This is a genomic window from Halomonas sp. MMH1-48, assembly GCF_022348105.1.
Classification (GTDB): Bacteria; Pseudomonadota; Gammaproteobacteria; order Pseudomonadales; family Halomonadaceae; genus Vreelandella; species Vreelandella piezotolerans.
The window spans coordinates 25497-50147 of the sequence record NZ_JAKRFL010000021.1; the positions used below are offsets into that span (position 1 = coordinate 25497).

23 protein-coding genes are annotated in these 24651 nt (G+C 59.1%); 4 read left to right on the forward strand and 19 right to left on the reverse strand.

Features of this window, described 5'->3' with window-relative positions; genetic code table 11:
• Positions 1–3: 3 nt before the first annotated feature.
• From MHM37_RS14945 to MHM37_RS14955, 3 genes are read right to left on the reverse strand one after another with little or no spacing between them, the layout of a single operon-like run.
• Positions 4–759 (reverse strand): DUF429 domain-containing protein, encoded by a 756-nt coding sequence (locus tag MHM37_RS14945; RefSeq protein ID WP_239297209.1) that lies wholly within the window; start codon positions 757–759, stop codon positions 4–6.
• On the reverse strand, positions 759–1589 hold the full coding sequence (locus tag MHM37_RS14950; protein WP_153842657.1) for a mechanosensitive ion channel domain-containing protein: 831 nt from the start codon (positions 1587–1589) through the stop codon (positions 759–761). Before MHM37_RS14950 ends, MHM37_RS14945 begins: the two co-directional genes overlap by 1 nt.
• 9 nt (positions 1590–1598) lie before the next feature.
• Positions 1599–2777 carry a hypothetical protein gene (locus MHM37_RS14955; protein WP_219861450.1) on the reverse strand — a complete coding sequence of 393 codons (1179 nt, stop codon included), beginning with the start codon at positions 2775–2777 and terminating at the stop codon, positions 1599–1601.
• Between the two features lie 137 nt (positions 2778–2914).
• Here MHM37_RS14955 and MHM37_RS14960 point away from each other — a divergent pair, with 137 nt between their 5' ends.
• Positions 2915–3181, forward strand: a complete 267-nt coding sequence (locus MHM37_RS14960; protein WP_139526604.1) for a hypothetical protein — start codon at positions 2915–2917, stop codon at positions 3179–3181.
• A gap of 121 nt (positions 3182–3302) precedes the next feature.
• Here the strand turns inward: MHM37_RS14960 and MHM37_RS14965 are convergent, their stop codons facing one another.
• The 6 genes from MHM37_RS14965 to ybaK all read right to left on the reverse strand — a co-directional run bounded on the left by MHM37_RS14965 (position 3303) and on the right by ybaK (position 10334).
• Entirely contained in the window at positions 3303–4310 is a 1008-nt protein-coding gene (locus MHM37_RS14965) for an NAD(P)-dependent alcohol dehydrogenase (protein WP_239297207.1), read from the reverse strand.
• Positions 4311–4355: 45 nt separating this feature from the next.
• Complete coding sequence (locus MHM37_RS14970; RefSeq protein WP_275437534.1) at positions 4356–6248, reverse strand: ABC transporter ATP-binding protein; 1893 nt, start codon at positions 6246–6248, stop codon at positions 4356–4358.
• Between the two features lie 68 nt (positions 6249–6316).
• On the reverse strand, positions 6317–7360 hold the full coding sequence (locus MHM37_RS14975; protein WP_239297205.1) for an AbrB family transcriptional regulator: 1044 nt from the start codon (positions 7358–7360) through the stop codon (positions 6317–6319).
• Positions 7361–7459: 99 nt separating this feature from the next.
• Positions 7460–8317: a PA4780 family RIO1-like protein kinase gene (locus MHM37_RS14980; protein WP_044629267.1), complete on the reverse strand. Its 858-nt coding sequence runs from the start codon at positions 8315–8317 to the stop codon at positions 7460–7462.
• Positions 8318–8365: 48 nt separating this feature from the next.
• The gene (gene dbpA / locus MHM37_RS14985) at positions 8366–9757 is read right to left on the reverse strand and encodes an ATP-dependent RNA helicase DbpA (RefSeq protein ID WP_044629268.1); all 1392 of its coding nucleotides are present in this window, start codon (positions 9755–9757) and stop codon (positions 8366–8368) included.
• Between the two features lie 109 nt (positions 9758–9866).
• On the reverse strand, positions 9867–10334 hold the full coding sequence (gene ybaK / locus MHM37_RS14990) for a Cys-tRNA(Pro) deacylase (protein WP_219861454.1): 468 nt from the start codon (positions 10332–10334) through the stop codon (positions 9867–9869).
• Positions 10335–10441: 107 nt separating this feature from the next.
• On the opposite strand from ybaK, the gene MHM37_RS14995 reads away from it, so the two are divergent.
• Positions 10442–10630 carry a DUF3008 family protein gene (locus MHM37_RS14995; RefSeq protein ID WP_139526597.1) on the forward strand — a complete coding sequence of 63 codons (189 nt, stop codon included), beginning with the start codon at positions 10442–10444 and terminating at the stop codon, positions 10628–10630.
• Positions 10631–10687: 57 nt separating this feature from the next.
• On the opposite strand, the gene MHM37_RS15000 is transcribed toward MHM37_RS14995, so the two are convergent.
• Positions 10688–10957, reverse strand: a complete 270-nt coding sequence (locus MHM37_RS15000; RefSeq protein WP_153842651.1) for a hypothetical protein — start codon at positions 10955–10957, stop codon at positions 10688–10690.
• Positions 10958–11061: 104 nt separating this feature from the next.
• Entirely contained in the window at positions 11062–11925 is an 864-nt protein-coding gene (locus tag MHM37_RS15005; RefSeq protein ID WP_089675650.1) for a cation diffusion facilitator family transporter, read from the reverse strand.
• 125 nt (positions 11926–12050) lie between these two features.
• On the opposite strand from MHM37_RS15005, the gene MHM37_RS15010 reads away from it, so the two are divergent.
• Both MHM37_RS15010 and MHM37_RS15015 read left to right on the forward strand, forming a co-directional pair.
• Positions 12051–12920 carry a LysR family transcriptional regulator gene (locus MHM37_RS15010; protein ID WP_139526594.1) on the forward strand — a complete coding sequence of 290 codons (870 nt, stop codon included), beginning with the start codon at positions 12051–12053 and terminating at the stop codon, positions 12918–12920.
• A 211-nt stretch (positions 12921–13131) separates the two neighbouring features.
• Positions 13132–14541 (forward strand): PhoH family protein, encoded by a 1410-nt coding sequence (locus MHM37_RS15015; RefSeq protein ID WP_239297202.1) that lies wholly within the window; start codon positions 13132–13134, stop codon positions 14539–14541.
• 46 nt (positions 14542–14587) lie between these two features.
• Here MHM37_RS15015 and MHM37_RS15020 read toward each other — a convergent pair whose 3' ends face one another.
• The 8 genes from MHM37_RS15020 to MHM37_RS15055 all read right to left on the reverse strand — a co-directional run.
• Positions 14588–15613 carry a YihY/virulence factor BrkB family protein gene (locus tag MHM37_RS15020; protein WP_231125560.1) on the reverse strand — a complete coding sequence of 342 codons (1026 nt, stop codon included), beginning with the start codon at positions 15611–15613 and terminating at the stop codon, positions 14588–14590.
• The gene (locus MHM37_RS15025) at positions 15613–17382 is read right to left on the reverse strand and encodes a complex I subunit 5 family protein (protein ID WP_239297200.1); all 1770 of its coding nucleotides are present in this window, start codon (positions 17380–17382) and stop codon (positions 15613–15615) included. The genes MHM37_RS15020 and MHM37_RS15025 overlap by 1 nt, the downstream gene beginning before the upstream one ends.
• The gene (locus MHM37_RS15030; protein ID WP_139526590.1) at positions 17379–18884 is read right to left on the reverse strand and encodes a proton-conducting transporter membrane subunit; all 1506 of its coding nucleotides are present in this window, start codon (positions 18882–18884) and stop codon (positions 17379–17381) included. Before MHM37_RS15030 ends, MHM37_RS15025 begins: the two co-directional genes overlap by 4 nt.
• Positions 18881–20371, reverse strand: coding sequence for a proton-conducting transporter membrane subunit (locus MHM37_RS15035; protein WP_139526589.1), 1491 nt, complete (start codon positions 20369–20371; stop codon positions 18881–18883). Before MHM37_RS15035 ends, MHM37_RS15030 begins: the two co-directional genes overlap by 4 nt.
• Entirely contained in the window at positions 20368–21048 is a 681-nt protein-coding gene (locus MHM37_RS15040) for a DUF4040 domain-containing protein (protein ID WP_139526588.1), read from the reverse strand. Before MHM37_RS15040 ends, MHM37_RS15035 begins: the two co-directional genes overlap by 4 nt.
• A 79-nt stretch (positions 21049–21127) precedes the next feature.
• The gene (locus tag MHM37_RS15045) at positions 21128–21793 is read right to left on the reverse strand and encodes an alpha/beta fold hydrolase (RefSeq protein WP_219861463.1); all 666 of its coding nucleotides are present in this window, start codon (positions 21791–21793) and stop codon (positions 21128–21130) included.
• Positions 21794–21865: 72 nt separating this feature from the next.
• Positions 21866–23635, reverse strand: coding sequence for an SLC13 family permease (locus MHM37_RS15050; protein WP_139526586.1), 1770 nt, complete (start codon positions 23633–23635; stop codon positions 21866–21868).
• Positions 23636–23822: 187 nt separating this feature from the next.
• A partial coding sequence (locus MHM37_RS15055) for an IS3 family transposase (protein ID WP_239297197.1) occupies positions 23823–24651 on the reverse strand: 829 nt, incomplete at its 5' end.

The window sequence follows — 24651 nt, forward strand, 5'->3', positions numbered from 1 at the left end:
CCGTTAGGCGCTTAACGCATCTTTGGGTACGAAGATCCACCCTTCCGCCGCTGGCATCTCTGCTGGCGGCCAAGCCACACTCCCTTTGGCATGCTCCAAGCTCCACGCCAGTAGTGCACAGTGCCAGGCATCCTGGATATCCTGCTGCTTCGGCGTTGGTTGATGAAGCATGGCGTGCAGCCCTTCAGTCATGCACACGCGCCGACGGAGCGCTGCAAATTCAGCCGATCGTTTAGCGGGCGATGGATACCCCTCCACCACACACAGCTCGCCCCCCTTCGATTGCCACTGCCCGCAGGCCGCGACGTGTGGGGCAAAGCGAGCTAGAAAGTGCATGCCTTTCGTGGCTTGACTGCCGATCATGTCTTTGATGGGAGACAGCGGCGTGATCCCCCGAGCGAACAGCCAGCGCTCGGTTTCCCGATACAGGTAAGGATTTTCTTGGGAGCGGCCCAGTCTATCCACCGCCTCTCCACGTGCGAGCGCTAGGAGCGCCTGAGGGAGTGCCAACGGCGTATCGATGGCCATGACCACCCGCTCATCGCCGCTGGTCACGTGCTGGCAAAGCGCCAGCAGCCGATGGATCACATCACGACTCGAGGTCGCCTCGTTCAGCGTCTCACGGAGGTTGCCTCGCCAAGGCTTGCCGATCACATGGAGTGCGTCATCCAACACCACCAACGCATCGCGGCTGGCGGGATTGTGGTCGCAATTCCAACCGCCCACGTCCCACCCAATATAGAGCGTCGAAGCCGTCATTATCGACTCTCCGCGCCGTGGGCATCGAGCGCTGCATCCGGGGGCAAGAGCGCGGGCGTGACGCCTGCCTCGCTCAGCACCGCCTTGCCACGCACCGTCAAATCGGTGATGAAGAGAAATTGCTGACGCGGATCCACCGGATACGCGCGGATGCGATAGTGAGTGCCCCAAGGTTTTTCTTCGGCCACCACGATGATCGGTTCATCGAATTTTAAATAAGCGCTGGTCAGCGCCACGTCACGAAGCGCCTTGCGTACCCAGCCCGCCTCGTGCTCGGGGTGAAGATAAAAACTCGCCACGCACTGCAGGCTAGTGCCACCATTATTGGCGTTGTAAATCGCGGTGTCCCAGAGCTTCAAATGCGGCACGGCGACCAGATCGTCATCAGGAGTTTGTACTTCTACCGTACGCATGCCCACGTGTTTCACTTCACCATAAGTCTCTTCGATCCGGACCCAGTCCCCTGGGCGGTATGGCAACTCGACCGCTGAGACGACGCCAGCAATCAGGCTACTCACATAATCTTTCATCGCAAAACCAATGGCCAAGCCAATGGCACCTAGCAGCGTCACCATATTACGCAACGACGGCTCGACGATGATCGGCACGGCGATGGCCAGTGCCACGATGAGGATGATCAGGCGGGTTAGCGGTACCAACGCAAAGACGCGAAAGCGCACCTGACCATGCAGCCGATTGGCCAGCCAGTTGAGACCGCGCTGGCTGGCAATGATCAATACGATGGCACTGCCCACCACAATGCCTAGCGTGATTAGCGCTTGGCTATCGAGCTCATTAAATAACTTGGCATACTGCCCTTGATCGTCCATCGACGCTCCTTAAAGCGGATCTACCAAATAATTACGCGACGCCAGCAATTGTCGTACGCTGGCGTAGCACAGCGGCGCCACCTGCCAACGCCCCTCCTGACCGCTCAGAATTCCGCGTTGCGCCAAGGAGAATCGTGCGTTCAACGCTTCATGATCGGAAAACGGCAGCACGTACCTCAACGCTTGGTCATCGAGCCCGCCGTGTATGAGCAGCGTATGAAGCAGCAGGGTAGCGACGTCGCCGGTATCCGCCGGTAGCTCGGCATCGGCCAACGCATCAAGGAGCCACAGCTCTTGCATGTCGCTGCGCGTCTCTTGGCCGTCATCCGATGCATTCTCCTCCGATGGCTCTCGCAGCCGCTCGCGCCAGTAGTGCCAGGCAATGCCCAAATGTCCGCGACAGTGCGCGGCCAATCGCTGCAGTTCGCTGTAAACCGCCTTATCGTCGCTTTCGCTCGTGAGCACCGGCCTCCCCGTGCGTGTGCTGTACACCGTTGGGCACACCTGCACCGTTCGATCCACGTGGTGGGCAAAATAGTGGGCCAGCTGCTCACCTTCGAGCCCTTGGAGGGTGAGCACCGGCACGCCCTCAAGGCCTACGGCGTGCTGTAAGTAGGCATACGTCCAGCTATCGCAGCCAATCACGCTCTGCCCCATTCGGCCGCTCAGGGAGCGCTCGACCAGCTCACGCACGCCCTGCAAGCCGTTGGTGTGACGCAGAAAGTGGCGCTCGAGGGCGGGGATGGCCCAGCGCTTGCGCGGGGCTACATGATCGAGCCATACGGTACTTCCCTCGAGCAGCTCGGGAAGCGTAGGAGGAGTAAGGCACTCCACGCTTCGCTGCGCGGCCCAGTGCCGCACCACTGCTGCATGTCCACCATGAGGTGGCGAAACGAACATCACCATGGGCGCTTCATCATAGGCTTGCAGTGACTGGGCCAAACCACGCGCGGCGGGTGTCCAGTCGATACTGGGCGCCCAGTGGGCCAATTTGACCTCCGGCAGCGCGCGTAGCTCGCTCTCTTGTTTGGCTTGGCGTTCGGAAGCTTCGCGGCCAACCATCCAAGTGGTAGCTGCTCGAAAGCTGCGCCGCCACTGGCTTGCCTGGGTGCGTTCAGGGGTGTGAAAGCTATCCAATGACACTACTTTCCATGGCGATAACGCCGCGTTCGTTGAGCTCTGCGCCATCGTCTGCCTCGGTTAGGTAAAGTAGATTAAGGTTAGCATGCCTGAGTCTCCTCCCAAGGGGCCAGTCGAACTTATCGTCTAGAATAAAGTCGTTATTGCCAAGTAACTCACTTTTGAGCGATGCGCAGGAGGCAACGATGAGCGTGGTGAATGTCACGATGGCTGAACTACACGAGAAGCTTGCGAAGTGCATTGCAGGCGAGCGGGTGCTCATTGAGCAGGAGGGCAATCGATTCAGCGGCCGCATCCAACATGTGGGTGTCATGGGGGTGAAGATCATCCCCGAAACCGTCATCAAAAACAGTACCGGCGACCCTGGGGACGTGGATGGCGTCACCGTACCCTATGACGATATCTGGGAGTTGGAAGTCAAAGGCGTGGTCTACAGTCGGTTAGGAGAGTAATGTCTCTGCCCTTGTACGGCCTTCCTCCGGCTGGCCAATAAAAAAGCGCGTCCGCCCATGGCAGACGCGCTTTTCTCACTCTTTACGCAACGTGCATTTTACGCAAAGTGCATCGCGTCGCTCAGAACGTCAGGCAAATTTTACCAAAGTGCTTGCCCGATTCTTGATGACGAAACGCCTCGGCAATCTCGCTAAGCGGGAACTCACGATCGATGATCGGTTTCAAATTCGCCGCTTCGATCGCGTCGATCATCTCGATCTGGTGGCGACGGCTACCGACGATCAATCCCTGCAGCTTGGCCTGCTTGGCCATGAGTTTTGCAGTGGGAATGTCTCCCTCGCGGCCGGTCAGCACGCCAATCAGCGAAATGTGTCCACCAATCTTCACGGCATCGATGGATTGCGGCAGCGTACCGGGGCCGCCTACCTCGACGACGTGATCCACGCCTTTGCCGTCGGTCAACGCTTTGACCGCTTTTCCCCACTCGGGTGTCTCGCGGTAGTTGATGGTGTGCTCCGCGCCGAGGCTACGCAGGCGCTCCAGCTTCTCATTGGAAGAGGAGGTCGCGATCACTCGAGCCCCCATCAGCTTGGCGAACTGCAGTGCAAAGATCGACACCCCGCCGGTACCCAGTACCAGCACGGTATCGCCCGCTTTCAAGCCGCCGTCCACCACCAGCGCGCGCCAAGCGGTCAATCCCGCAGTGGTCAGCGTGGCGGATTCTGCATGGCTGTAGCCGATCGGCTGGCGAGTGAACCATGTGGCCGGTCGAATTACCTGCTCCCGGGCATAGCCATCGACGCCATCACCGGGGGTGGTGGTAAAGTCGCCTACTCGTGCCGGGCCTTCCAGCCAGTAGGGAAAGAACGTCGAGACGACCGCGTCGCCCACGGCAAACTCCTCAACGCCTTCGCCCACGGCCTCCACCACGCCCGCGCCGTCGGACATCGGGATGCGCTTGTCGTCGGTGGGGATCATCCCCGCCACCACCGCGTAGTCGTGAAAGTTCAGCGAGCTGGCGTGCAGGCGCACTTTGATCTCGCCAGGGCCAGGCTCGCCGGGCGCGGCCGTGTCGACGACGTTCAATTTATCTAAACCGCCGGGTTGTTGAAGCTCAATCGTTTGCATCTCTACCTCCTGTTGAAGCGCCTTCACTAGGCGACCGGTCTAGTCTCAAATGAGGGCGTTGTTATCAGGATCAAGGTCGTTACCCAAAAAGCCGCCCGACTGCCGCTGCCAAAGACCGGCATAGATACCATTGCGGGCGAGCAATTCCTGATGGGTGCCGCTCTCCACCATGCGCCCTTCGTCCACCACGATCAAACGATCCAGCATGGCGATGGTAGAGAGCCGGTGGGCAATGGCGATGACCGTTTTGCCCTCCATCAACGCATCCAATTGCTCTTGAATCGCCGCCTCGACTTCGGAATCCAGCGCCGAAGTGGCTTCGTCCAACACCAGAATCGGGGCGTCCTTGAGCAGCACTCGGGCAATGGCAATGCGCTGGCGCTGACCGCCGGAGAGTTTGACGCCCCGCTCTCCCACGTGGGCATCCAGACCACGCCGACCTTTGGGATCGACCAGATCATTGATGAACGTGTCGGCATGGGCGCGGCACACCGCCTGCCAGACGTCCTCATCGCTGGCGTTAGGGCTGCCGTAGCGGATGTTGTCCCGCAGCGAGCGGTGCAACAGCGAGGTATCTTGGGTCACCATGCCGATCTGGTGGCGTAGCGAGGTTTGGGAGACCTCGGCGATGTTTTGACCATCGATCAGAATGCGTCCGCCCTGCAGGTCGTAAAAGCGCAGCAGCAGGTTTGCCAGGGTCGATTTCCCGGCCCCAGAGCGGCCAATCAGGCCAATTTTCTCGCCGGGCTTGATGGTCAGGCTCAGACCATCGAACACGTTTTTGCTCTCCCCTTTTGCCTGGGCATATTGGAAACGCAACGCGTCGAAGACGATCTCGCCGTTGGGCACGCACAATGCTTTGGCATTAGGAGCATCTTTGACAGTCGGTTCCTGGGCGATGGTGTTCATGCCATCCTGCACCGTGCCGATGTTTTCGAACAGCCCGGCAACCTCCCACAAAATCCAGTCGGACATGAAGCGAATCCGCATTACCAGGGCAATGGCAATGGCCAGTACGCCCAACGAGATCGCCTCCATGTACCAAGCGGCGATGGCCATGCCGGCGGTGCCGACCAATAGTAGCGTGTTGAGTAGCGTCAAGCAGACGCTCATCACGGTCACCAGGCGCATCTGGCGATGCACGGTAGTCATGAAGCCTTCCATGGCATCTTTGGCATAGCGCTCTTCGCGCTGGGTATCGGCAAACAGCTTGATGGTTTGGATGTTGCTGTAGCTATCCACCACGCGACCGGTCATTTGCGCACGCGCATCCGCCTGGGCCATGGAAACGTCCCGCAGACGCGGCACGAAAAAACGCATGATGCCCAAATAGCCGACCAGCCAAAGCCCCAGCGGCAGCAGCAGCCATGGGTCGGCGCGGCCCAGCAAGATGGCCGCCCCGGTAAAATAGACGATGGCGTACACCAGCAGATCCATCACTTTGGTGACGGTTTCCCGCACGGCCAGCGCGGTTTGCATCACTTTTTGCGATACCCGCCCGGCAAACTCATCCTGATAAAATGCCAGGCTCTGGCTGAGCATATGGCGATGCGATAGCCAGCGGCCAATCATCGGGTAATTGCCGAAAATGCTCTGATGCGTCACCAGCGACTGCAGCAACACCAGCAGCGGCAATCCCACCACCACCAACACCGCCACACCCGCCAGCCAGAGACCGTGGCTCGACCAAAAGTCGGCGCGCTCGACGCCGCCCAGCCAATCCACCAAATCCCCCATGTAGCTAAAGAACACGACCTCGGCGGCGGACACCACCGCCGTGATCAGCGACATCACCAGCAGCCACGGCCATACCGGGCTGGAAAAGTGCCAAATGAACGGCAACAGCCCTTTGGGCGGTGTGGTGACCTCACCCTCTGGGTAGGGGTTGACGCGCGCCTCGAAAAAGCGGAACAGCGGCGAGAGCAAACGTGACAGCATGGACATTCCTTACAAGACGCAATAAAAGAAAGGACGGCGTAAGAACGCTTAGAAGCATGATCGCGACGTCAAGCGTCAGGATGATGACGCATGAGCCAGCGGGCCCAAAAAGGAGCGACGACCATGAGTGTGACCATGCGCAGCAGGTGATGAAACGCCACGAACACCGGGTCGATGTTGAGCGCGACGGCGAGTATCGCCATTTCACCAATGCCGCCTGGGGCCAGCGCCAAGAGCGCCACATCGCGCCCTACCCCCACGGTTTGGTGGATGAGTTCGGCAAACAGTGCCAGAACCACCAGCGCAAGCAACGTCGCCACCCCCGATTGCCAAAGATAGCGCCCGAGTAGCCGCCGCGTCATACCTTGAAAGCGCGAGCCGATGGCGCTACCTAGCACCCAGAGCATCACGTTCATACCCCAGTTTGGCAGGGCAAGACTCGCCATATCCAGCCCGGAGAGCAGCGCGGTGGCTAACAAGGGAGCGAGCAGCGCAGGGCTTGGCAGGCGCAACCACTTACCCAACGGAAGTAAAAGAGGGATGGTGAGCAGTAGCCAGCCATCCGTGAGTGACGACGCCGCCGGACCCAGCGTGCCCTCTCCGCCCTCGAAAGCCCAAAATAGCGGCGGTAGGAAAAGAATCACCAGCACGATACGCAGCGACTGTGCAATGGCAATGCGCTGCGGGTCGCCGCCGCACCGTTCACCGAGCAGGATCATCGCGGTCATGGCGCCCGGTGATGCGCCAAACCAGGCGCTGACGGGGTCGAAGCCGCAGCGGCGATACCAGGCAGACGCCACGGCGGTCGACGCAGCCACGCCTGCAAGCAGCAGCATGGCCGAGATGGGCCAATCAAGCACCCGCTGGGCCAGCTCAGGGGTGACTTGGCTGCCCAGTACCATGCCCATGACGGCTAGGAACACACTGCGCAGCGACTCGGGCACCGCTACGCTCACCCCTCTGGCAGACACCAGCAAATTCGCCACTAGAGGGCCCAACATCCAGGCCAGCGGCAGCCCGGTCACATGAAACAGCGTGCCGCCTGCGGCGCCAACACCGAGTGATAAGACAAGCGCCTTGGCTCTCCCTGCACTGTAACGGCTGCCCTTCACACTCCCCTCCCATGATCTCTCAGGCGATGCGGTATGGCAGAGTCGTCTCGTTCAACTACTTACTCTGCTAAGCGTTGCCTCAGTTTATCACTATTGGGGTCAATCCTCGTCGTCGTCATCGCGCAGGCGCGCTTGGCGCTCGGCCTCCTCCTCTTTGACGTCGTCGATCACTTCCATCAGCTCGTCCACATTGGCAATGTGGTCATCGAACTCGAAGTGGCCGGTCAGCTGGCTATCGGGATGCAGCTTCCCCGCTTCATACAGCGCCCACATCTCTTTACCGTAATGGGTAGCGAGCAGCTCGGGCGCAAAACGGCCAAAATAGGCACGCATGTTGTTCACATCGCGCTCCAGCATGGCAGCAGCGCTGTTATTGCCCGCCGCATCCACCGCCTGAGGTAAATCGATGATGACCGGGCCATCGGCGTCGACGAGCACGTTGAATTCCGATAAATCACCGTGGATCAAGCCTGCACAGAGCATGCGCACCACGTCTTGGATCACTTTGGCGTGATAGCGCAGCGCCTGCTCTTCGGTCAGGGTGACATCGTCCAAGCGCGGTGCCACATCCCCCTCTGCATCGGTGATCATCTCCATCAGCAGTACGCCATCCACGAAACCATAGGGCTTGGGCACACGCACCTCGGCCGCGGCCAAGCGGTACAACGCATCCACCTCGGCGGTCAGCCACGCCTGCTCCTGCTCTTTCTGGCCGTAGCGGGTCTTCTTGGCCATGGCGCGGGCGCGGCGGCTGTTGCGCTCTTTACGCCCTTCCTGGTACTGCACCGCCTGCTTGAAGCTACGCTGTTTGGCCTCTTTGAAGACTTTGGCACAGCGCGTGTCGTCGCCACAGCGCACTATGTACACCTGCGCTTCCTTGCCGCTCATCAACTGCATCAGCACCTCATCGATCAGGCCATCGTCGACCAGGGGCTGTAATCGTTTGGGTGTTTTCATAACTTGCTGCGAAGGCTCCTTATGATAGCGACCACGTCATTGGGATCGTTAATGGCGAATGCGTCGCACGCGGAAAGCGCGCCCTTTGAGTTTATCCCGCTCCAGCTTGGCCTGAGCTTTCTGGACAGCGCTGCGCGCCACCGCGACGTAAGCGCTTCGAGCCAACACCTTGATCTTACCCACCTGATCACCGCGCAGACCGCCTTCGCTGGTCAATGCGCCCAGAATGTCGCCAGGGCGCAGCTTATCTTTCTTGCCACCCGCCAACTGTAGCGTGGCCATGGGGGGCTCGAACGGCGAACCGTTGGTGGCTTTCGGCAGCGGCTCGGTCGCAAGCGGCTCGCCCAACAGCTCAGCGAGGCGTTCGAGTCGATAATCTTCTTGCGGTGTGACCAGGGTACAGGCGATACCGCTGGCTCCTGCGCGCCCCGTGCGGCCGACGCGATGAACGTGGACGTCCAGCTCGCGGGCGATTTGGTAATTGAAAACGGCGTCTAGTTGAGCAATGTCGAGCCCGCGGGCGGCCACATCGGTGGCGACCAAAATCGATGCGCTCTGATTGGCAAACAGCACCAGCAGCCGGTCGCGGTCTTTCTGCTCGAGATCGCCGTGCAAGGCGACGGCGCTAAATCCCGCATCGACCAAGCCATCGGCCACGGCCTGGGTTTCCCGCTTGGTATTACAGAACACCACGCTAGTGGTAGGTCGCGTGGCAAGCAGCAGCTCGATCAACGCAGCAAAACGGTCGTCGTCATGGGACACACGGTAAAAGTGCTGCTCGATGGTCGTGGCATCGTGGGTCTCTGCCACCTTGACACTGACCGGGTCGCGCAGCACGCCGCGGGTCATGGCTGCCAGCCCCTCCCGCTCATCGGGAAACGTCGCGCTGAACAGCAGCGTTTGTCGGTCAGTGGGGGTATCGGCGATGATGTCGTCGATGGTGACCTGAAAGCCCATGTCCAGCATACGGTCGGCTTCGTCCAGCACCAGCACGGCCAGCGACCCAAGCGTGAGCGAGCCTTTGCGCAAGTGCTCGTCCACCCGCCCCGGCGTGCCCACCACGATATGCGCACCGTGCTCCAGCGAGGCGAGCTGCGGCCCAAAGGGCGCGCCGCCACACAGTGTGAGTACTTTGACGTTGGGCATGCCCCGCGCCAGGCGTCGCAGCTCCTCGGCGACCTGATCGGCCAGTTCGCGGGTGGGGCACAGCACCAAGCCCTGTACGCTGAAGGCTTCTACACGCAGCTGTGACAACAGCGCCAAACCAAACGCGGCGGTTTTACCCGAGCCCGTTTTGGCCTGCGCCATCACATCGCGCCCCACCAGCATGGGCGGCAGGCTCTGCGCCTGAACGGGCGTCATGTCGTGATAGCCCAGAGAGTCGAGCGTGCTCAGCAGCGCGGGCGAGAGGGCAAGGGAGGCAAAAGAGGTATCTGACACAAAAAATTCCTGAAGGGGCGGCGGTGCCCAGCGATCCGATTGATGGAAGCACCATACCAGAAAGCGCCCTCTCCTGCTTTGCCAGGCACTTAACACGATGCGTATCGTTCTATGCAGAGAGCGCTGCGAAACGGCCCTGGCTGAGTGCAGCGAGGTCCTCCGGCGAGAGTTCGATTTCTAACCCTCGCCGACCAGCACTCACGTAAAGCGTCGACCACGCTTGTGCCGAGGCATCAATGAACGTCGGCAGGCGCTTTTTCTGGCCTAGCGGGCTCACTCCTCCTAGCACGTAGCCGGTGGTACGTTCGACGATATCCGGCGCGGCCATCGCGGCCTTTTTAGCGCCGGCCGCTTTGGCGATCTGCTTCAGCCCCAACTGGCTATTCACGGGGACGATACCCACGGCCAACTGCTTGCCATCCAAGCTAACGACGAGGGTTTTGAAGACCTGTTCGGCGGTAACGCCAAGTTTGTCGGCCGCTTCCAGCCCGTAGGACGGGGCGGTGGCATCGTGCTGATATTCATGGAGCTGAAACGCAATACCTGCGTGCCTTGCGCTGTTGATTGCCGGTGTCATGGAGGTCTCTTAAGTTAAACGCGCCAGCCTATCTGAAAACATCACTTCCCACTGCTAGGCTTAATAGCGTGCCCACCTCATGGAAGTCAACTGACAGGAGTCGTTAAATGAAAGCCACGTCGAAAGCCCAGCAAAAAGCCGCTGGCGCCGCCCTTTCCGCCAAACGCGGCGAGACCAAGCCCAGCGAGCTGTATGACGCCTCGAAAGAGATGTACGACTCGATGAGCGAAGAGGAATTGGAAGAGATGGCGGGTACCCAACGTAAAGGCAAACCGCAAAAGAAAGAGGACGATTGAGCGAGGCTGCGCCAGCGGCTTGCGCTGGCGCAGCTTGCGTGAGCCTATGTCAGCCAATTATTGGCAAGGCACCACGCGGCGCAGCGTATCTTTCGCCCACAGCGTTTGGCCATCGGGCGTGCGGCCATGTTCGTTCCAGCGCTCGGTGGTTTCCAGGCAGAACGAACCGGCGTTTTCGGTACGCGGTTCCGCACTGACGGGGCGATCTCCGCCGATCCGCATGACGTCCGGATTTTCAGTGGTGTAACGTGGGGCAATGGTAGAACTTGCGCAGCCAGCCACCAAAGCGGTGACCAGCAGCACGGGCAAACAGCGGCGCAGTGGCATGTTTTTGCAACCCTCAAAAGTGCAGTGTTAGGCCGACACCCGTTGTCGGTAGCGCTTGATATCACCACACCTTCGATAGCGTCAACACTTTTTCAATGCACGCATTACGTGACCAGCGTAATGCTCGTCACCGGTCGTAAATTACGCAGCTTACAGTGCTGCTCGACGCTCTCGACGATCTCTTCCGCGTCATCGATTTGCTGCTTATCGAGCTGAATGTCGACCATCAGGAAGCTGCCTACCTGCGCAAGGCGTACATCGTCGTCGGCGATATCGAACTCCGCCACTTCTTGTACCACTTCCTGGCGCACGCTGCCGACCGGTTCGCCGAACATCAACTCGCGCAGCGCGCCTTTGACCATACGAATGGGCATGGGCAGGAAGTAACCGGCAATGATAAGAACCATCACCGGGTCCGCAAAACGCGCCAAGTGTTCCCAAGGCGAGAGGGTTAACCCCCAGGTAAGGGCAAAGCCCAGCATGACGGCGGCACTCAGCCAAGTATCCATTTGCCACTGGCGAAGCTCTGCAGCCAGTAGCGAGGACTGCGCGACCTTGGCGTAGCGGTTCAACCATCCCCAGGTGAGCAAACAGCCGCTCACGTTGACCACGCCAAACATCAGCGCCAAGTCCAGCGTGACCAAACGTCCTCCCTGCGCCAAGCTCCACAGAGCAGAGACCAGGGAGAACAGGCACACCAGCGCAATCACCACGCCTTTGAGCAGCACGGCCAGCGGCTCGACCGTCAGCCGCCCAAAGGGGTAGTGATCATCCGCCGGTTTGCGGGCCTGCTGAAGCGCAAACAGAGAGAGCGATGCCAGCACTAAACTTAATAGCGAATAGCCGCTATCGAAGAGGATCGTTATCGAGCCACTCGCAAGGCCCAAGGCAAGTCCGGTAAAGGCAAACAGACTAGCGGAGATGGCGGAAAATCTGAGCGCACGGCGCTCGGCGACAAAGGGGGTCACGCGGGTTGCTCCAGTAGAAGGGGAGATAAGAGCAAGCCATCATAGTGAGTAAAACAACGATACACTAGTCGCTCAGCGCCAACTATATTGGCGCTCGAAAGCTATTACTTTATGAGGTGGTTTGCATGCGCGCGGAACAGGTCCAAGCGTTCATCGATGTCACGGAGCACGGCTCGTTTGCCGCCGCTGCACGGCACACCGGCATGAAGCGCAGCACCCTGAGCGCCGCCGTCAATGCGCTGGAAGATAGCCTGGGCGTGGCACTCTTCGAACGGTCGGGGAACAGCCTTCAGCTCACGGCCGTGGGGGAAAGCGTGCTACCCGACTGCTACCGCCTGCTGACCAGTGCCAACCGCATCAACAAGCACTGCCAGCAGCATTTGCAGGGGGTAGAGAGCCAGCTCTGCATCGCGCGGGACGACGCGCTGCCCGAAGCGTTTTGGCGACAGGTCATGCACGACCTGAAGCAGCGCTACCCGCTCACGGCCATTTCGGTATACCTGCTCCCACCTCAGGAGCACGCCCAGTTCGTGCTGCGCCAAACGGTAGATATTGCCTTTGGGCTGTATACCGCCGAAGGAGCCGCGGTGAATGCCAGCAACCTTGCCCCAGTGAGCATGAGTCTCGTGGCGGCGCCTGGGCATCCACTCAGTCGCCTGCCCAACGTCACCAAAGATGATTTGGCACAGTACACCCAGGTATGCCTGACCTTCGACCAAGGCGACAAATTGGTGAGCGAGGCGCTGTTCTCCACCAACTATCTAGGCCTGACCATGTTCGAGGTGATTCGCGACGCGGTGATCAATGGGACCGGCTGGGCCTTGCTGCCCTACCCGCTCGTCAAAGACGCCTTGGCCAGCCACACTCTGTGTGCGCTCAATCACGACCTGCTGCTGGAAAGCCATTACTACCGTTACGTGGAAGGCGAGAGCCTCGGGGTGGTCGCCACGGCGCTGCTGACCAACGTCATCCGTTTCTTGGGTACCACACGCTGAGGCCCCCTCTCAGTCGGAAAGCCGAGCACGGCGCGTGAGTAACGTTGAAATTTAGCAGTGGCGAAAAAAGCGATTGCCCACCACGCTGTAAAAAAAGCCATTGAAGGAGCCCAAAGGACACGCTAGAGAACCGACACAGGCACGTGTCATCTAAGCGTAAAGTGCATCTGCCAGTGTCGATGTTGCCGTCAACCAAGGAGTAGTTTCCGCGATGGTACGACTCGATAAGAAAGCGACTAGGCTGTATGTCCTAGACACGAATGTCCTGATCCACGACCCCGCCGCGCTCTACCATTTCGATGAGCATGATGTGGTCATCCCCATGACCGTGCTCGAAGAGCTGGACAAGCATAAGAACGGTATCCGCGAAATCGCCCGAACGGCACGGCAAATCAGCCGCACGCTGTCCGATCTCACCAGCCAGGTGACGTTCGACGAAATTCAGCAAGGTATCCCCATTCCCCGCATCAGCGGAGAGTCTGGCCGCCTACACTTTCTGTGCTACAACGATCTCAAGCCCTTCGACGCGTTAGACGATAGCCCCGACAACCGTATTCTGGCAGAAACCTGCCGGTTGCGTGACGAACGCCCGGATGCGTCGGTCATTCTCATCACGAAAGACATCAATCTGCGGGTAAAAGCCGCCGCGCTAAAAGTCCCGGTGGAGGATTACCTCAACGACCGCGCCTTCTCCGATAGCGATGCGATGATCGAAGGCGCGCAGGTATATACCCAGGCAGGCCAGAATGGCGCATCGCTCTGGGAAGCGCTGAATGTCGATGTCACGGTCGAACGCGTGGATCATCACACCTTTTATCAATTAAGCGGCACTATGCCCCGCGACTGGCACGTGGGTATGCTGGTGTCCGATAGCGAAAACGGCGCCGAATTCGAAGCCATCGTGCGCGAGCTTTCCCCCAGCTCGGCGCGGCTGCAGCTGCTCACCAACTATCGCCACCACTCGGGCGTATGGGGCGTGCACGCCCACGACAGTCGCCAAAATTTTACCCTCAACCTACTGATGGACCCCGAGATCGATCTCGTCACCATTGCCGGTAACGCAGGCACCGGTAAAACCTTCATGACCCTTGCGGCTGCGTTTCAACAAACCCTCGATGCCAAACGTTTCGAGCGCATCGTCTTTACCCGCGCGCCGATTCCCATGGGCGAGGACATTGGCTTCTTGCCGGGCACCGAAGAGGAGAAAATGTCACCGTGGATGGGCGCCTTCCACGACAACATGGATAACCTGCTGCGCAACGACGAGGGGGAGTCGAGCTGGGACAACGGCGCCACGCGACAGCTGATCGGCTCTAGGGTACAAATCCGCTCGCCCAGCTTCATGCGCGGGCGCACCCTGAACGACACCTTTTTGATCATCGACGAGGCGCAAAACTTCACACCCAAGCAACTGAAATCGCTGGTCACCCGCGCCGGGCGCAACACCAAAATCGTTTGCCTGGGCAACGTCGGGCAGATCGACACGCCCTACCTGACCGCCAACACCTGCGGCATGGCCGCTGTGGTCGAACGGTTCCGAGACTGGCCCCACGCTGGGCATATCACTCTAAAAAGCGTCGAGCGCTCCCGCTTGGCACTGGCCGCCGAGGAGCTGCTGTAGCGCTCTTTGCCCCCGAACGTCTACACCGCCCAGCTCACTGGGCGGTTCACTCTTGACCTCCATCGCACGGCGGCCGCTGTCTCGCGGCACGGTCGCTATTCCAGGGGTTTTCGATGCCGATGGTATCGGCAGCAAACGCCTCGCGCTCGCCTAACGGGCGCGCCTCGCCCACGGTGGTGTCGTGGCAGGTTTGACGCTCCATTTCGCAGTTGAGCTCCGCTCCGAACAACACGACGAAGGCCGAGAGCCAAAACCACAGCATCAGGGCCACCACGGCACCTATCGAGCCGTACAGTTCGCTAAAGGTCGAAAAGTAGCGCACGTAGAGTGACAACCCTCCCGAGCCCAGCAGCCACATAAGCGTCGCAAACAGCGTGCCGTAACTCAGCCAACGCCACTGCGGTGAGCGGCGATAAGGTGCAAAGCGGTAGAGCAGTGCGATCAGTAGGCTCATCAATACCAGCAGCGCCGGCCAGCGCAGCCACTGCAGCACTCGATCCATAGGAGGCTCGATCATCAATCGGTCCACTAGCGCTGGCACGATGGCGATGAATCCCAGGGAGACCAGCGTCATGCAAATCAAGCCAAAGGTCAGCGAAACGAGGACCACCCCTCGATAGAGCAGTGAACGCTGCTCTTGCTCGCCATATACCGCGTTGAGACCAATGACCAGCACCGAGACTGCTTTCGAGGCAATGAACATGGCAATGAGCAGCCCCGCCAACGCGGTCAGGACATTACCCGACTCGGTGCTCTCGACCACGTCTTGCGCCTGCTGATCGATCAAGTTGGCCGCGTCCGGCGGCATGAAGCGGCTGATCGTATAGAGCTGCCGCCCCGCCTCGACAGGATCGAACAGTAGTCCCCATACCGACACTACCGCCGCAATGGTCGGAAACAGCGCCAGCAGCGCGTAAAACGCCACCCCTGCGGCAAACATGGTGACCCGGTCTCGGCGCGCGGCGCGCACGACGCGCCACGCAATATCCTGCCAACCACGCTTTGGAATATCGTTGGGCACATCGGCACTTCGGCCGCGCTCACCCAATGGCTCTCTTGCTTGTTGCCCCACTACTGTCCCTCCCAAATGAGCAAAAGTGCCAGGAGAACGGCCAACGCCATCATCAAGCCTCCACCATGCTGGCGCATCCATGACTCCACTGATAGTCCGCGCAACAACCCCTTCATGAGCAAACGCTCACCCTTCAGTGCCAGCGCCACGGAGGTTGTTTTACCTCTTCCACATCGCGCGGCCAGTGAGCGTGCGGCGCTCAAGCCTAGAGTGGCAAGGGAATGGTATCCCCACCACCAATCCCCGGCAGGTGGCGTTGGCACATCAAAACGGCGCAGCGCCAACAAGCCTAACGCCATGCCGACAACGCCTACCGGAAAAGGCCAAATAATGCCCAACCACTCGTTCAAGGGAGGAGCGATCACACTCCCCTCCGGTAACGGCAGCCACAGCGGTGTCATTAGCGCAGCGATCAATGCCGCTAGCCACGCCCCCCACTGAAACGAACGGCTGTTTCCTCGCTGCCGCTGCTGCCATTGTCGCCACACGCAGACCGTCACCAGCGCGGCCGTGCCCATCGCCGCCCAAGTCAATAGTGCGATAATGCGCTCTTGCTCGAACTCATAGAGCGCATGCTTCACCCCCCACTTGCTGAACATGCCTGCCGCGAGTGCGCCTGTCAGCGAAATGCCCGGTAGAGCAATCAAAAGAAACAGCAGCGAGGTGGGCCACTTGGGCATATGCTCACTCACACTGGTACCCATAAAGAGAGCGCCCTTCGCTAACGCATGGTGACCCGCAAACAAAATGATGGCAGGTAGCAAGGCCGGCCATACCGCTGGCACGACGATTCCCATACCCACTAACGCCGTTAACATGCCCATTTGGCTGATACTGGAGTAGGCCAAAATTGCTTTGGGATGCGACTGCCAAATGCCGTACAGGGCCGCACCAAATGCTGCTGCAAACCCTGCCACCAATACGACATTGCCAAACTGCATCATGGCAGGAGATAGCGACTCCATTCCCAACGGCAACACGGTCAACCAACCCAACAAGCCTGCCTTGATCATGGCGCCGCTGAGGACAGCGCTGGCGGGCGCGGGAGCCACGGGGTGCGCTAATGGTAACCAAACATGCAGCCCGATCACCCCCGCTTTCACGCCTAAACCCAGCCACAGCAACAGCGCCATCCACGCACCATGGTCTGCCGTGGCCAGGGTGTCGCGCACGCCTTTGAGTGTTAACGTATCCGAGGTGCCTGCGGCCCAGAGAAAACCACCTAATATCAAACCTTCACCGATAACGGCCAGCACAAGATAGGCCTTAGCCCCCAGCTTCGCGGCCGGAGTGCCGTTATGCACCACCAGCGCATACGCAGCGAAGGTCATCAGCGCAAAGCCAAAATAAAAACTGGCAATATCCTGGGCGACTATCAGAAGAATGTTGCCCAGCAAGGTTAGCGGCCACAGTAAGGTTAAACGCTGTAAACGCCGTTGTGCCGACGCATCCCCTCCTTGTGCCTGACGCTGTTCATCGGCGAAGTAACCTCGTGCATGAAACGCCGCCATACTCCAAAGCAGAGCAGTAAAGGCTAGCCACGGTCGGCTGAGCGCATTCAGCTCCCAATACCCACCTAACATCCAAGCATCCATGGTCCACTGCACGTCACCCACATACGCCAGCGGTAAAGCAGGCCAGGCAGCACTTACCCACAGCATCGAAATGAAATGACGCTGTTGAACAGGGACTCGGTAAGCGCTCCAAACGCTACTGCCTGCCACGATAAGCGGCCAGAGTAAGGCCACGGCCAACAGCAGTGAACTCATGGCAGGTACTCCCCAACGGCTACGCGCGTTGCCCAATCCAGCGGACTAAATGGCAACCCAGCCAACAAACCAGCCCCTATACTAATGACGGCCGTCAATACCGCTGGCCACAACAGCCATCCGTGGGTTTCCAGCCGCCCTAATGACTGCTCTTTAGGCCATTGCCCCTTGCCATGGGCCGGACCCTCACGGAACCAGAGGCGATGTACGATAGGGAGAAAATAAATCGCATTCAGCGTACTGCTTGCTACTAGCACGGCCACTACCCAGTACATATCTGCCTCGATAGCGCCCATGCCTAGGTACCATTTAGTAATGAACCCAGCGGTCGGTGGCAACCCGATCATCCCTAGCGCCCCCACCGTAAACGCTAGGCTAGTCAATGGCATGCGCTTGCCTGCACCGTCCATTTCATCAAGGCGATGAATCCCCAGCTCTTCTGCATAATTGCCAGCACAAAAGAACAGCGTCACTTTCATCAGGCCTTGGTGAAGCAAATGCGCCAGCGCGCCTATCGTCCCGAAAGGGCCAAACAAGCTAACGCCTAACACCACATAGGAAACTTGGCTAATCGTCGAAAACGCCAAGCGTGGCTTTAACTCCTCTTGGGCAATCGCCCGCAGCGACCCATAAATAATGGTGATAGACGCAGCGACGGCCAGCACGGTGGTGACGCCCAACTCCACGCTAAGTTCAATGCCGTATAGGTCGTATATGACACGCAAAATGCCAAACGCACCGGCTTTTACCACAGCAACGGCATGCAGCAATGCACTCACCGGCGCCGGTGCCACCATCGCCCTGGGCAGCCAGCCATGCAGCGGCACCATGGCTGCCTTCACCGCCAAGCCACCGACCAGCAGCGCAAAAATAAGGGTTAGCAAACCACGGTGATCATCCAGGTAGGGGGACAACCCTTGCTCTGACGCAAAAGAGTGATCGTTGGTTAAGCTGTACAGCAAGACAACGCCTAGCAGCAGCACGACGCCCGCCGTGAGGGTGTAACGCAAATACACTCGACCGGCCGCTAAGGCTTTTGCTGAACCCGCGTGCACCACGAGCGGGTAAGTTGAGAGTGTCAGCATTTCGTAGAAAATCAGGAAGGTAAACAGGTTTCCCGACAGGGCAATCCCTAGCGTACTGGTGACACACAGGCTGAAGAAGCCAAAGAAACGCTTCCGATTGGCCGCCCCTTCCAAGTACCCAATCGCGTAAATCGTCGTGCATAGCCACAGCAGTGACGAAAGACCCGCAAACATAACGCCGAGGGCATCCGCCCGCAGCACAAAATCAACGCCTCCCACGATTTGAAAGCTAAAGGTGTCTTCATAGCCTTCTGAAACACGCCCGACCATCACTATCACTAGGAGAATTTTAACGACCGCCGCCAGTAAGTTGATGCTCGTGCGGACACGTCGAGCCTCTTCTGGCAACGAGAAAATAATCACCGCCGCGAATAAGGAGGTTGCCAGCGTCGTCAGGGGTAACCAAGCCGCGTTCATCCACCACCTCCATGCAGCAACCCCAGCGGAAAGTGGGCGAGTAAGCCAAGCGCAAAGGCTGCTACCGCCAAACACAGAGCAATGGCATCCATGCCGGGCGCAAGCGGCTGATAATCGTGTCGCGGTGCGGTTTCATCAAACGAGTAGCGAAATACGCGAAACACGTAGGCAGCCGTCAATAGCGTGCCTGCCAGTAGGGCCGCCACGGCTAACCATTGCTGAGTCAGCACCATGGATTGAAGCAAGAGCCACTTTGCCGTAAAGCCAGCGCTGGGGGGTAGCCCCATTAACGTAACGGCAGCCATGCCAAAGATAAGTAGCGAAAGTGGCAGCCGACGACTGGTTCCTGCCAGCGCTTTCAGTGAGCTTTCACCCGTGGCAATGATCAAATTGCCTGCCGCCATAAACATGGCTGCTTTGGCTAGTGCGTGTCCCACCAAATGTAACCAAAACCCGTCCCATGCCAGCGACAAAGGCAGCGGAGCGATGTTGGGACCTAATACCAGAGGAAAGGCCACCATCAAATAGCCCAACTGGCCCACAGTGGAAGAGGCAATCAGCGTTTTAAGTGAATCGGCTCGCCAGGCCACCAATCCACCCCAAACAATCGCCAACATGCCCAACCAGGCCACCAAACGGGGAGCAAACAGCGTCTCCGGCAGCAAGATGCCCCACAGCATCATTAAAATATAGAGCGAGGCCTTAATGACGAGCGCTGCATGCAGTGCACTGACCGGCGTCCAAGCATTCTCGTGTACGGGGGTTAGCCAACCATGCAAAGGGAATAGCGCCGCCTTTAAGGCAAGTCCCGCGCCTATAAGGGCTGCTGCAACCCAAGTAAGGGGCTCTGGCTCCACCCGTGCTTCAAGTGCGATTAAATCTAACGTTCCCCATTGACTCATTAATAGGGCAACGCCCAGTAAAAACGCGAGCGACCCCACCAGAGCCAAAAGGAGGTAACGCATACCGGCCTGTAGCGCCGCAGACTTACCCGACAGCAGCAACATCCCCACGGCCGCGAGTCCCATTGCCTCCAGCGCGGCATACAGAATCAACAGATCCGCCGCCAGCCAAATCAGTGAAAGCGCACTAACGAGCAACCCCATTAATGGCCATAACCAACGGACGCTGGCATTGGGGAGCGTTAGGCGGAGATAGCCAGGGGTATAAACGGCAACGGCGGCGGCCGTCCACTGGGTAATCAAGAGCATTAGAGCACTAAGGCCACTCAAGCGCAGCGTTAGCTCGATACCCGCCACCTCCCACTGCCAACGCAGCAATCCGACCTGTTGGTAGTCCAATACCATGACCCCTCCAGCCAGTAAAATCGGCAAGCAGGCCAAGGCCACCGGCAGCAAACGAGAGGGGCGAAACACGGCTCCGAGCGCACCAAACACCATCGGCAGCAGTAGCACAGCGGCGAGTGCCCAGTCCGTCATCCATAAGGGATCAAAGGTATTGTCGTACAGACCAAAGCGCCAGATCATGAAGGCGGCCTTACAGGGGCGTATTCATCGTTGAGGGCGGCGCTACCTTCCTGGTGCACTAGCTGGCGAAGGAGTAAAACCCCCAATAGCGACCCCAGCCAAGCGATGAGCAACCCCACCGTGATGAGCGCCTGGGCGCTGGGTGACGTACCCGCCATGCCTGCGAGCATCAAGAAAACGCCCGATCCAAGCACATTAAAGGCCATCAAGCGGCGCATCAGATGGTGGTGTAAAGCAAACGCCCCCATTCCCAACGATACAATGACCACAGAGCACAAAATAAGCGGATGCGCGGTCAGTGAAAGCGCCATATCAGGTAATAGAAACTGAGTCGCCACGCCTAGCATGATACTCCAGGCAATGATGAGCAGCCCCTTCGTCAAACGGTGTGGCCACTCGACGCGCGTACGATCATAACGTGGCATCGATAGCCTCTGACTGGGCAGTGTGCGCAAGACGTAAATAAAGCCACCCCCCGTGAGCGCACTCCCTAATATCACTTCCACCAAGGCTAACCACGGGGCGTTCAGGTACCACCACGCTGCACTCATCAACAGCGCAAATAGCACCAAAAGCCAACACGCCCTTAATAGGTGGCGATCGAATAAGCACCCAATGGCGGTCATCAGTAGACAAACGGCTAACCCACTTTCAACGGTATCGATAGACGCTATCATGTGCCCCTGCCTGTCCCTTGCCGCGGCATTAATAGCAGCAGCGTACTATCAAAGGCGCCGAACGCCTACTGCTCTCCCCTTAACCCAGACGCTCGCTTAGCCATTTGCCGATATCGTTGACCTGCTGCGGACACAGTGCATGTGCCATGGGGTACTGGCGATAGTTGACGCTGTAGCCCATGGTTTTCAAACGATCGACGCCGCTGCGACCCAGCGTCTCGGGCACGATGGGGTCGAAGTTGCCGTGATGGACTTCGATCGGCAGCTGACGGTTCGCCTCGGCAGGCGAGATGCTGTCGGCAGTGGCAAAGTAGGTGGACATCGCCAGCAGTCCGCCTAGCGGCTGCGGAAACGACAGCGCGGCCTGATACGCCACCGCACCGCCTTGCGAGAAGCCCGCCACGATGATGCGCTGGCTATCGATCCCTTGGTCGATCTGCTCTTGGATCAGCGCCTGGATGCGCTCGGCGGATTTCTTGAGCTGCACCTCATCGACGCGGCGTCCCAGGTCCATTGCCAGGATGTCGTACCAAGCAGGCATCACCATACCGCCGTTGATGGTCACCGGCAGGCGCGGCGCATGGGGCATGATGAAGCGCACATGGGCGCTTTCCGGCAGCGCCAGGGCGGGTACTAGCGGCTCGAAATCGTGCCCATCGGCACCCAGGCCGTGGATGATGAACACGCATGCATCGGCGGGTTGACCATTTTTCGGTTCAATAATCAGTTCGCCAGGGGCTGTCATGGGCTATGTCCTTGCTGATATTAAAAGCGCCACCCTAGCGTAAAGCAGCCCAGGGAGCGAGTCATTCGCGGCTTAGAATGGCCACACCCATGGAATCAGCGCCACCACGATCACCCCCGTCAGCACGTTCAGGCCACCCCCGACGCGGAGAAAATCAGCGATCCGATAACCACCGGGCCCGTGCACCATGAGGTTGGTTTGGTAGCCAATGGGGGTAAGAAAACTGGCCGACGCCGCAAACATGACCGCGACCACATAGGGCATGGGGCTAACCCCTAGGCTTTCCGCCGCCGCCATGACCACCGGAAAAATGATCACGGCGGCGGCATTGTTAGTCACCAACTCCGTAAGCAGTGCCACGACGGCATAAGTGCCCACCAGCAGCAGCCATGGATTGCCAGCCACCACCGAGAGCACCCCACCGGCCATGGCATCCGCCGCCCCGGAGACGTGCAACGCCGCCCCTACCCCAAACGATGCCGCAATGGTCAACAGCACCTGGGTATCCAACCCGCGCTTGGCCGCCCCCACCGAGCAGCAGCCGGTCAACAGTGCCATGGCGGCGCCCAACATGGCGGCATTGAGCATGCTCAACACACCCAGAGCTGCTAGCAGCACCGCGCCAATCAGAATACCCCAGGCCAGCGGAGCCTTCTCGTGGATGGGCCGCGCCGAGCCATTGAGCTCACTGATCAGCAAAAAGTCTTTCGACTGTCGGTGGCGCTCGATGAACGGCGGGCGCGCCTCTAATAGCAACACATCGGCAGGCTGTAGGCGTACCTGTCCAAGGTTTCCCGTCACACGCTCGCCGCCGCGACAAATGGCCAGCACGGCCGCACCGTATAGCGTTCTAAATCGTCCATCTCGAATCCGCTGACCAATGAATTGACACTGGTTGGAGACCACGGCCTCGACCAAACGGCGCTCTTTGAACTCCTTCTCCAGACTCGACGCGCCATCCCGTGAGGGGATCAGCCCACGAATCTGCTGTAACTCGACGGCGGCGTCAGAGGTGCCCACGAAAACGAGGCGGTCTCCGCCTTTTAACTGCTCGCCAGGGCCGACGACGCTGACCACGTTACCGGCGCGTTCGATTTCGACGAGAAACAGCTCCTGCAAATGGCGCAGACCTGCCTCCTCGACGGTGCGGTCGACCAAGACACCACCAGGGTCGACTTCCATTTCGATCGTGAACTCACGGGGGTTGGCAAAGGCTTTGGCCGTACCGCCACGGGCAGGTAGAAGGCGCGGGCCGAGAAGAATTAGATACGCCAACCCCGCCACGGCGACGGGGATACCGACCCATGCTAGGTCGAACAACCCCATGGATAAGTCCGGATAGCGCTCGATCAAAAGCCCGTGCACGACCAAGTTGGTGCTGGTGCCAATAAGCGTGATCGTGCCGCCCAGAATCGACGCGAAGCTCAGTGGCATGAGCAGGCGCTGGGGAGAGAGTCTCAGGCGGCGGCTCCAGCTCAAAACGGCAGGGATATAGGTGGCTACCACCGGGGTATTATTGAGAAAGCCGCTGAGCGATGCCACCGGCAACAGCAGCCGCGTCAGCGCGCCACGTTCGCTCGAGGGACGGCCCAACACATAGCGAATAATCAGATCGATACCGCCGGTTTCACGTATGCTGGCCACCAGCACATACATGAACGCGACGGTAAACAGACCGCTATTGGAAAACCCGCCGAGTGCCTGCTGAGGATCGATGACGCCCAGCGTCATCAGCACGACCACCGCACCCATTAAAATGATATCCGGTCCGAGGCGTGAGAGCGCCATCAGCGGAAAAATCGTCAGCACGACCCCTACTGCAATCCAAGCATCCAGCGACATAACCCCACATCCTTTCTCAAGCCCACTCACTGACATAACCGAATAGTACGAGGGGCATTGTGCCGCTTATCAGATATTCTAAAAAGTTATTTTTAGACACACAGTAAGAAGAAAATAGAATATATCGTGAGGCGTGAGGCGTGAGGCGTGAGGCGTTGGAGTGCCCCCAATTTCGTAGACACATGTACTAATAAGCGGCGGTATAAGCGCTGGGTGTAAGGCCACCCAGCGTCATGTGGCGCCTTGTATGGGGGTAGTACTCATCCAGATAGTAGCGAACCTCTGCTGCCATCTCGTCCCGTGAGAGCATTCCCAGCGGGTGGGTCCACTCCTTCTTGAGTGACGCAAAGAAGCTCTCTGCGCAGGCATTGTCCCAGCAGTTGCCCCGCCGGGACATGCTGATCGTGATGTTCCGATCATTCAGCCATGTCATGACATCCTCGTTACGGTATTGCGTGCCCTGATCCGAATGGAAGAGCAGGCCAGCGCCGGTCGGCTCCTGTTTCTTCCAAGCGTGCTCCAGTGCAGCCACGACCAGTTGCGCGCTGTTGATCGGACTCATGGCCCGACCCACGATCTGTCGTGTTCCCAGGTCCATGACAATAGCCAGATAAAGCCAGCCCTCATGGCAGCGAAGCTGCGTAATATCTGATACCCAGGCTTGGTTGGGCCTGCCGGGCAGGAACTCGCGGTTCAGCAAATTGGGCAGCACCGGCAGGGACGATCGGCCACGACGATATCCTGGCTTCAGGGCCGTACAAGACCGGTATCCGGCCCTCTGCAGAAGCCGTTGAACTTGGTTCTGACCACAGCAGAAGCCGGCATCCTGTGCTTCCCGCCACAGCTTTCTGTAGCCCGGCACGCCATGTTGAAGGCGAGCGCATTGCAGCAGGAAGGCTGTGAGGGCCTGATGGCGTACCTGTTGTGGCCCATGTTGCTGCTGGCGTTCCCGCCAGCGGTAATAACCCGATCGAGAAACGCCGAGTACTTCACATACGATCACTAGAGGCCACCGC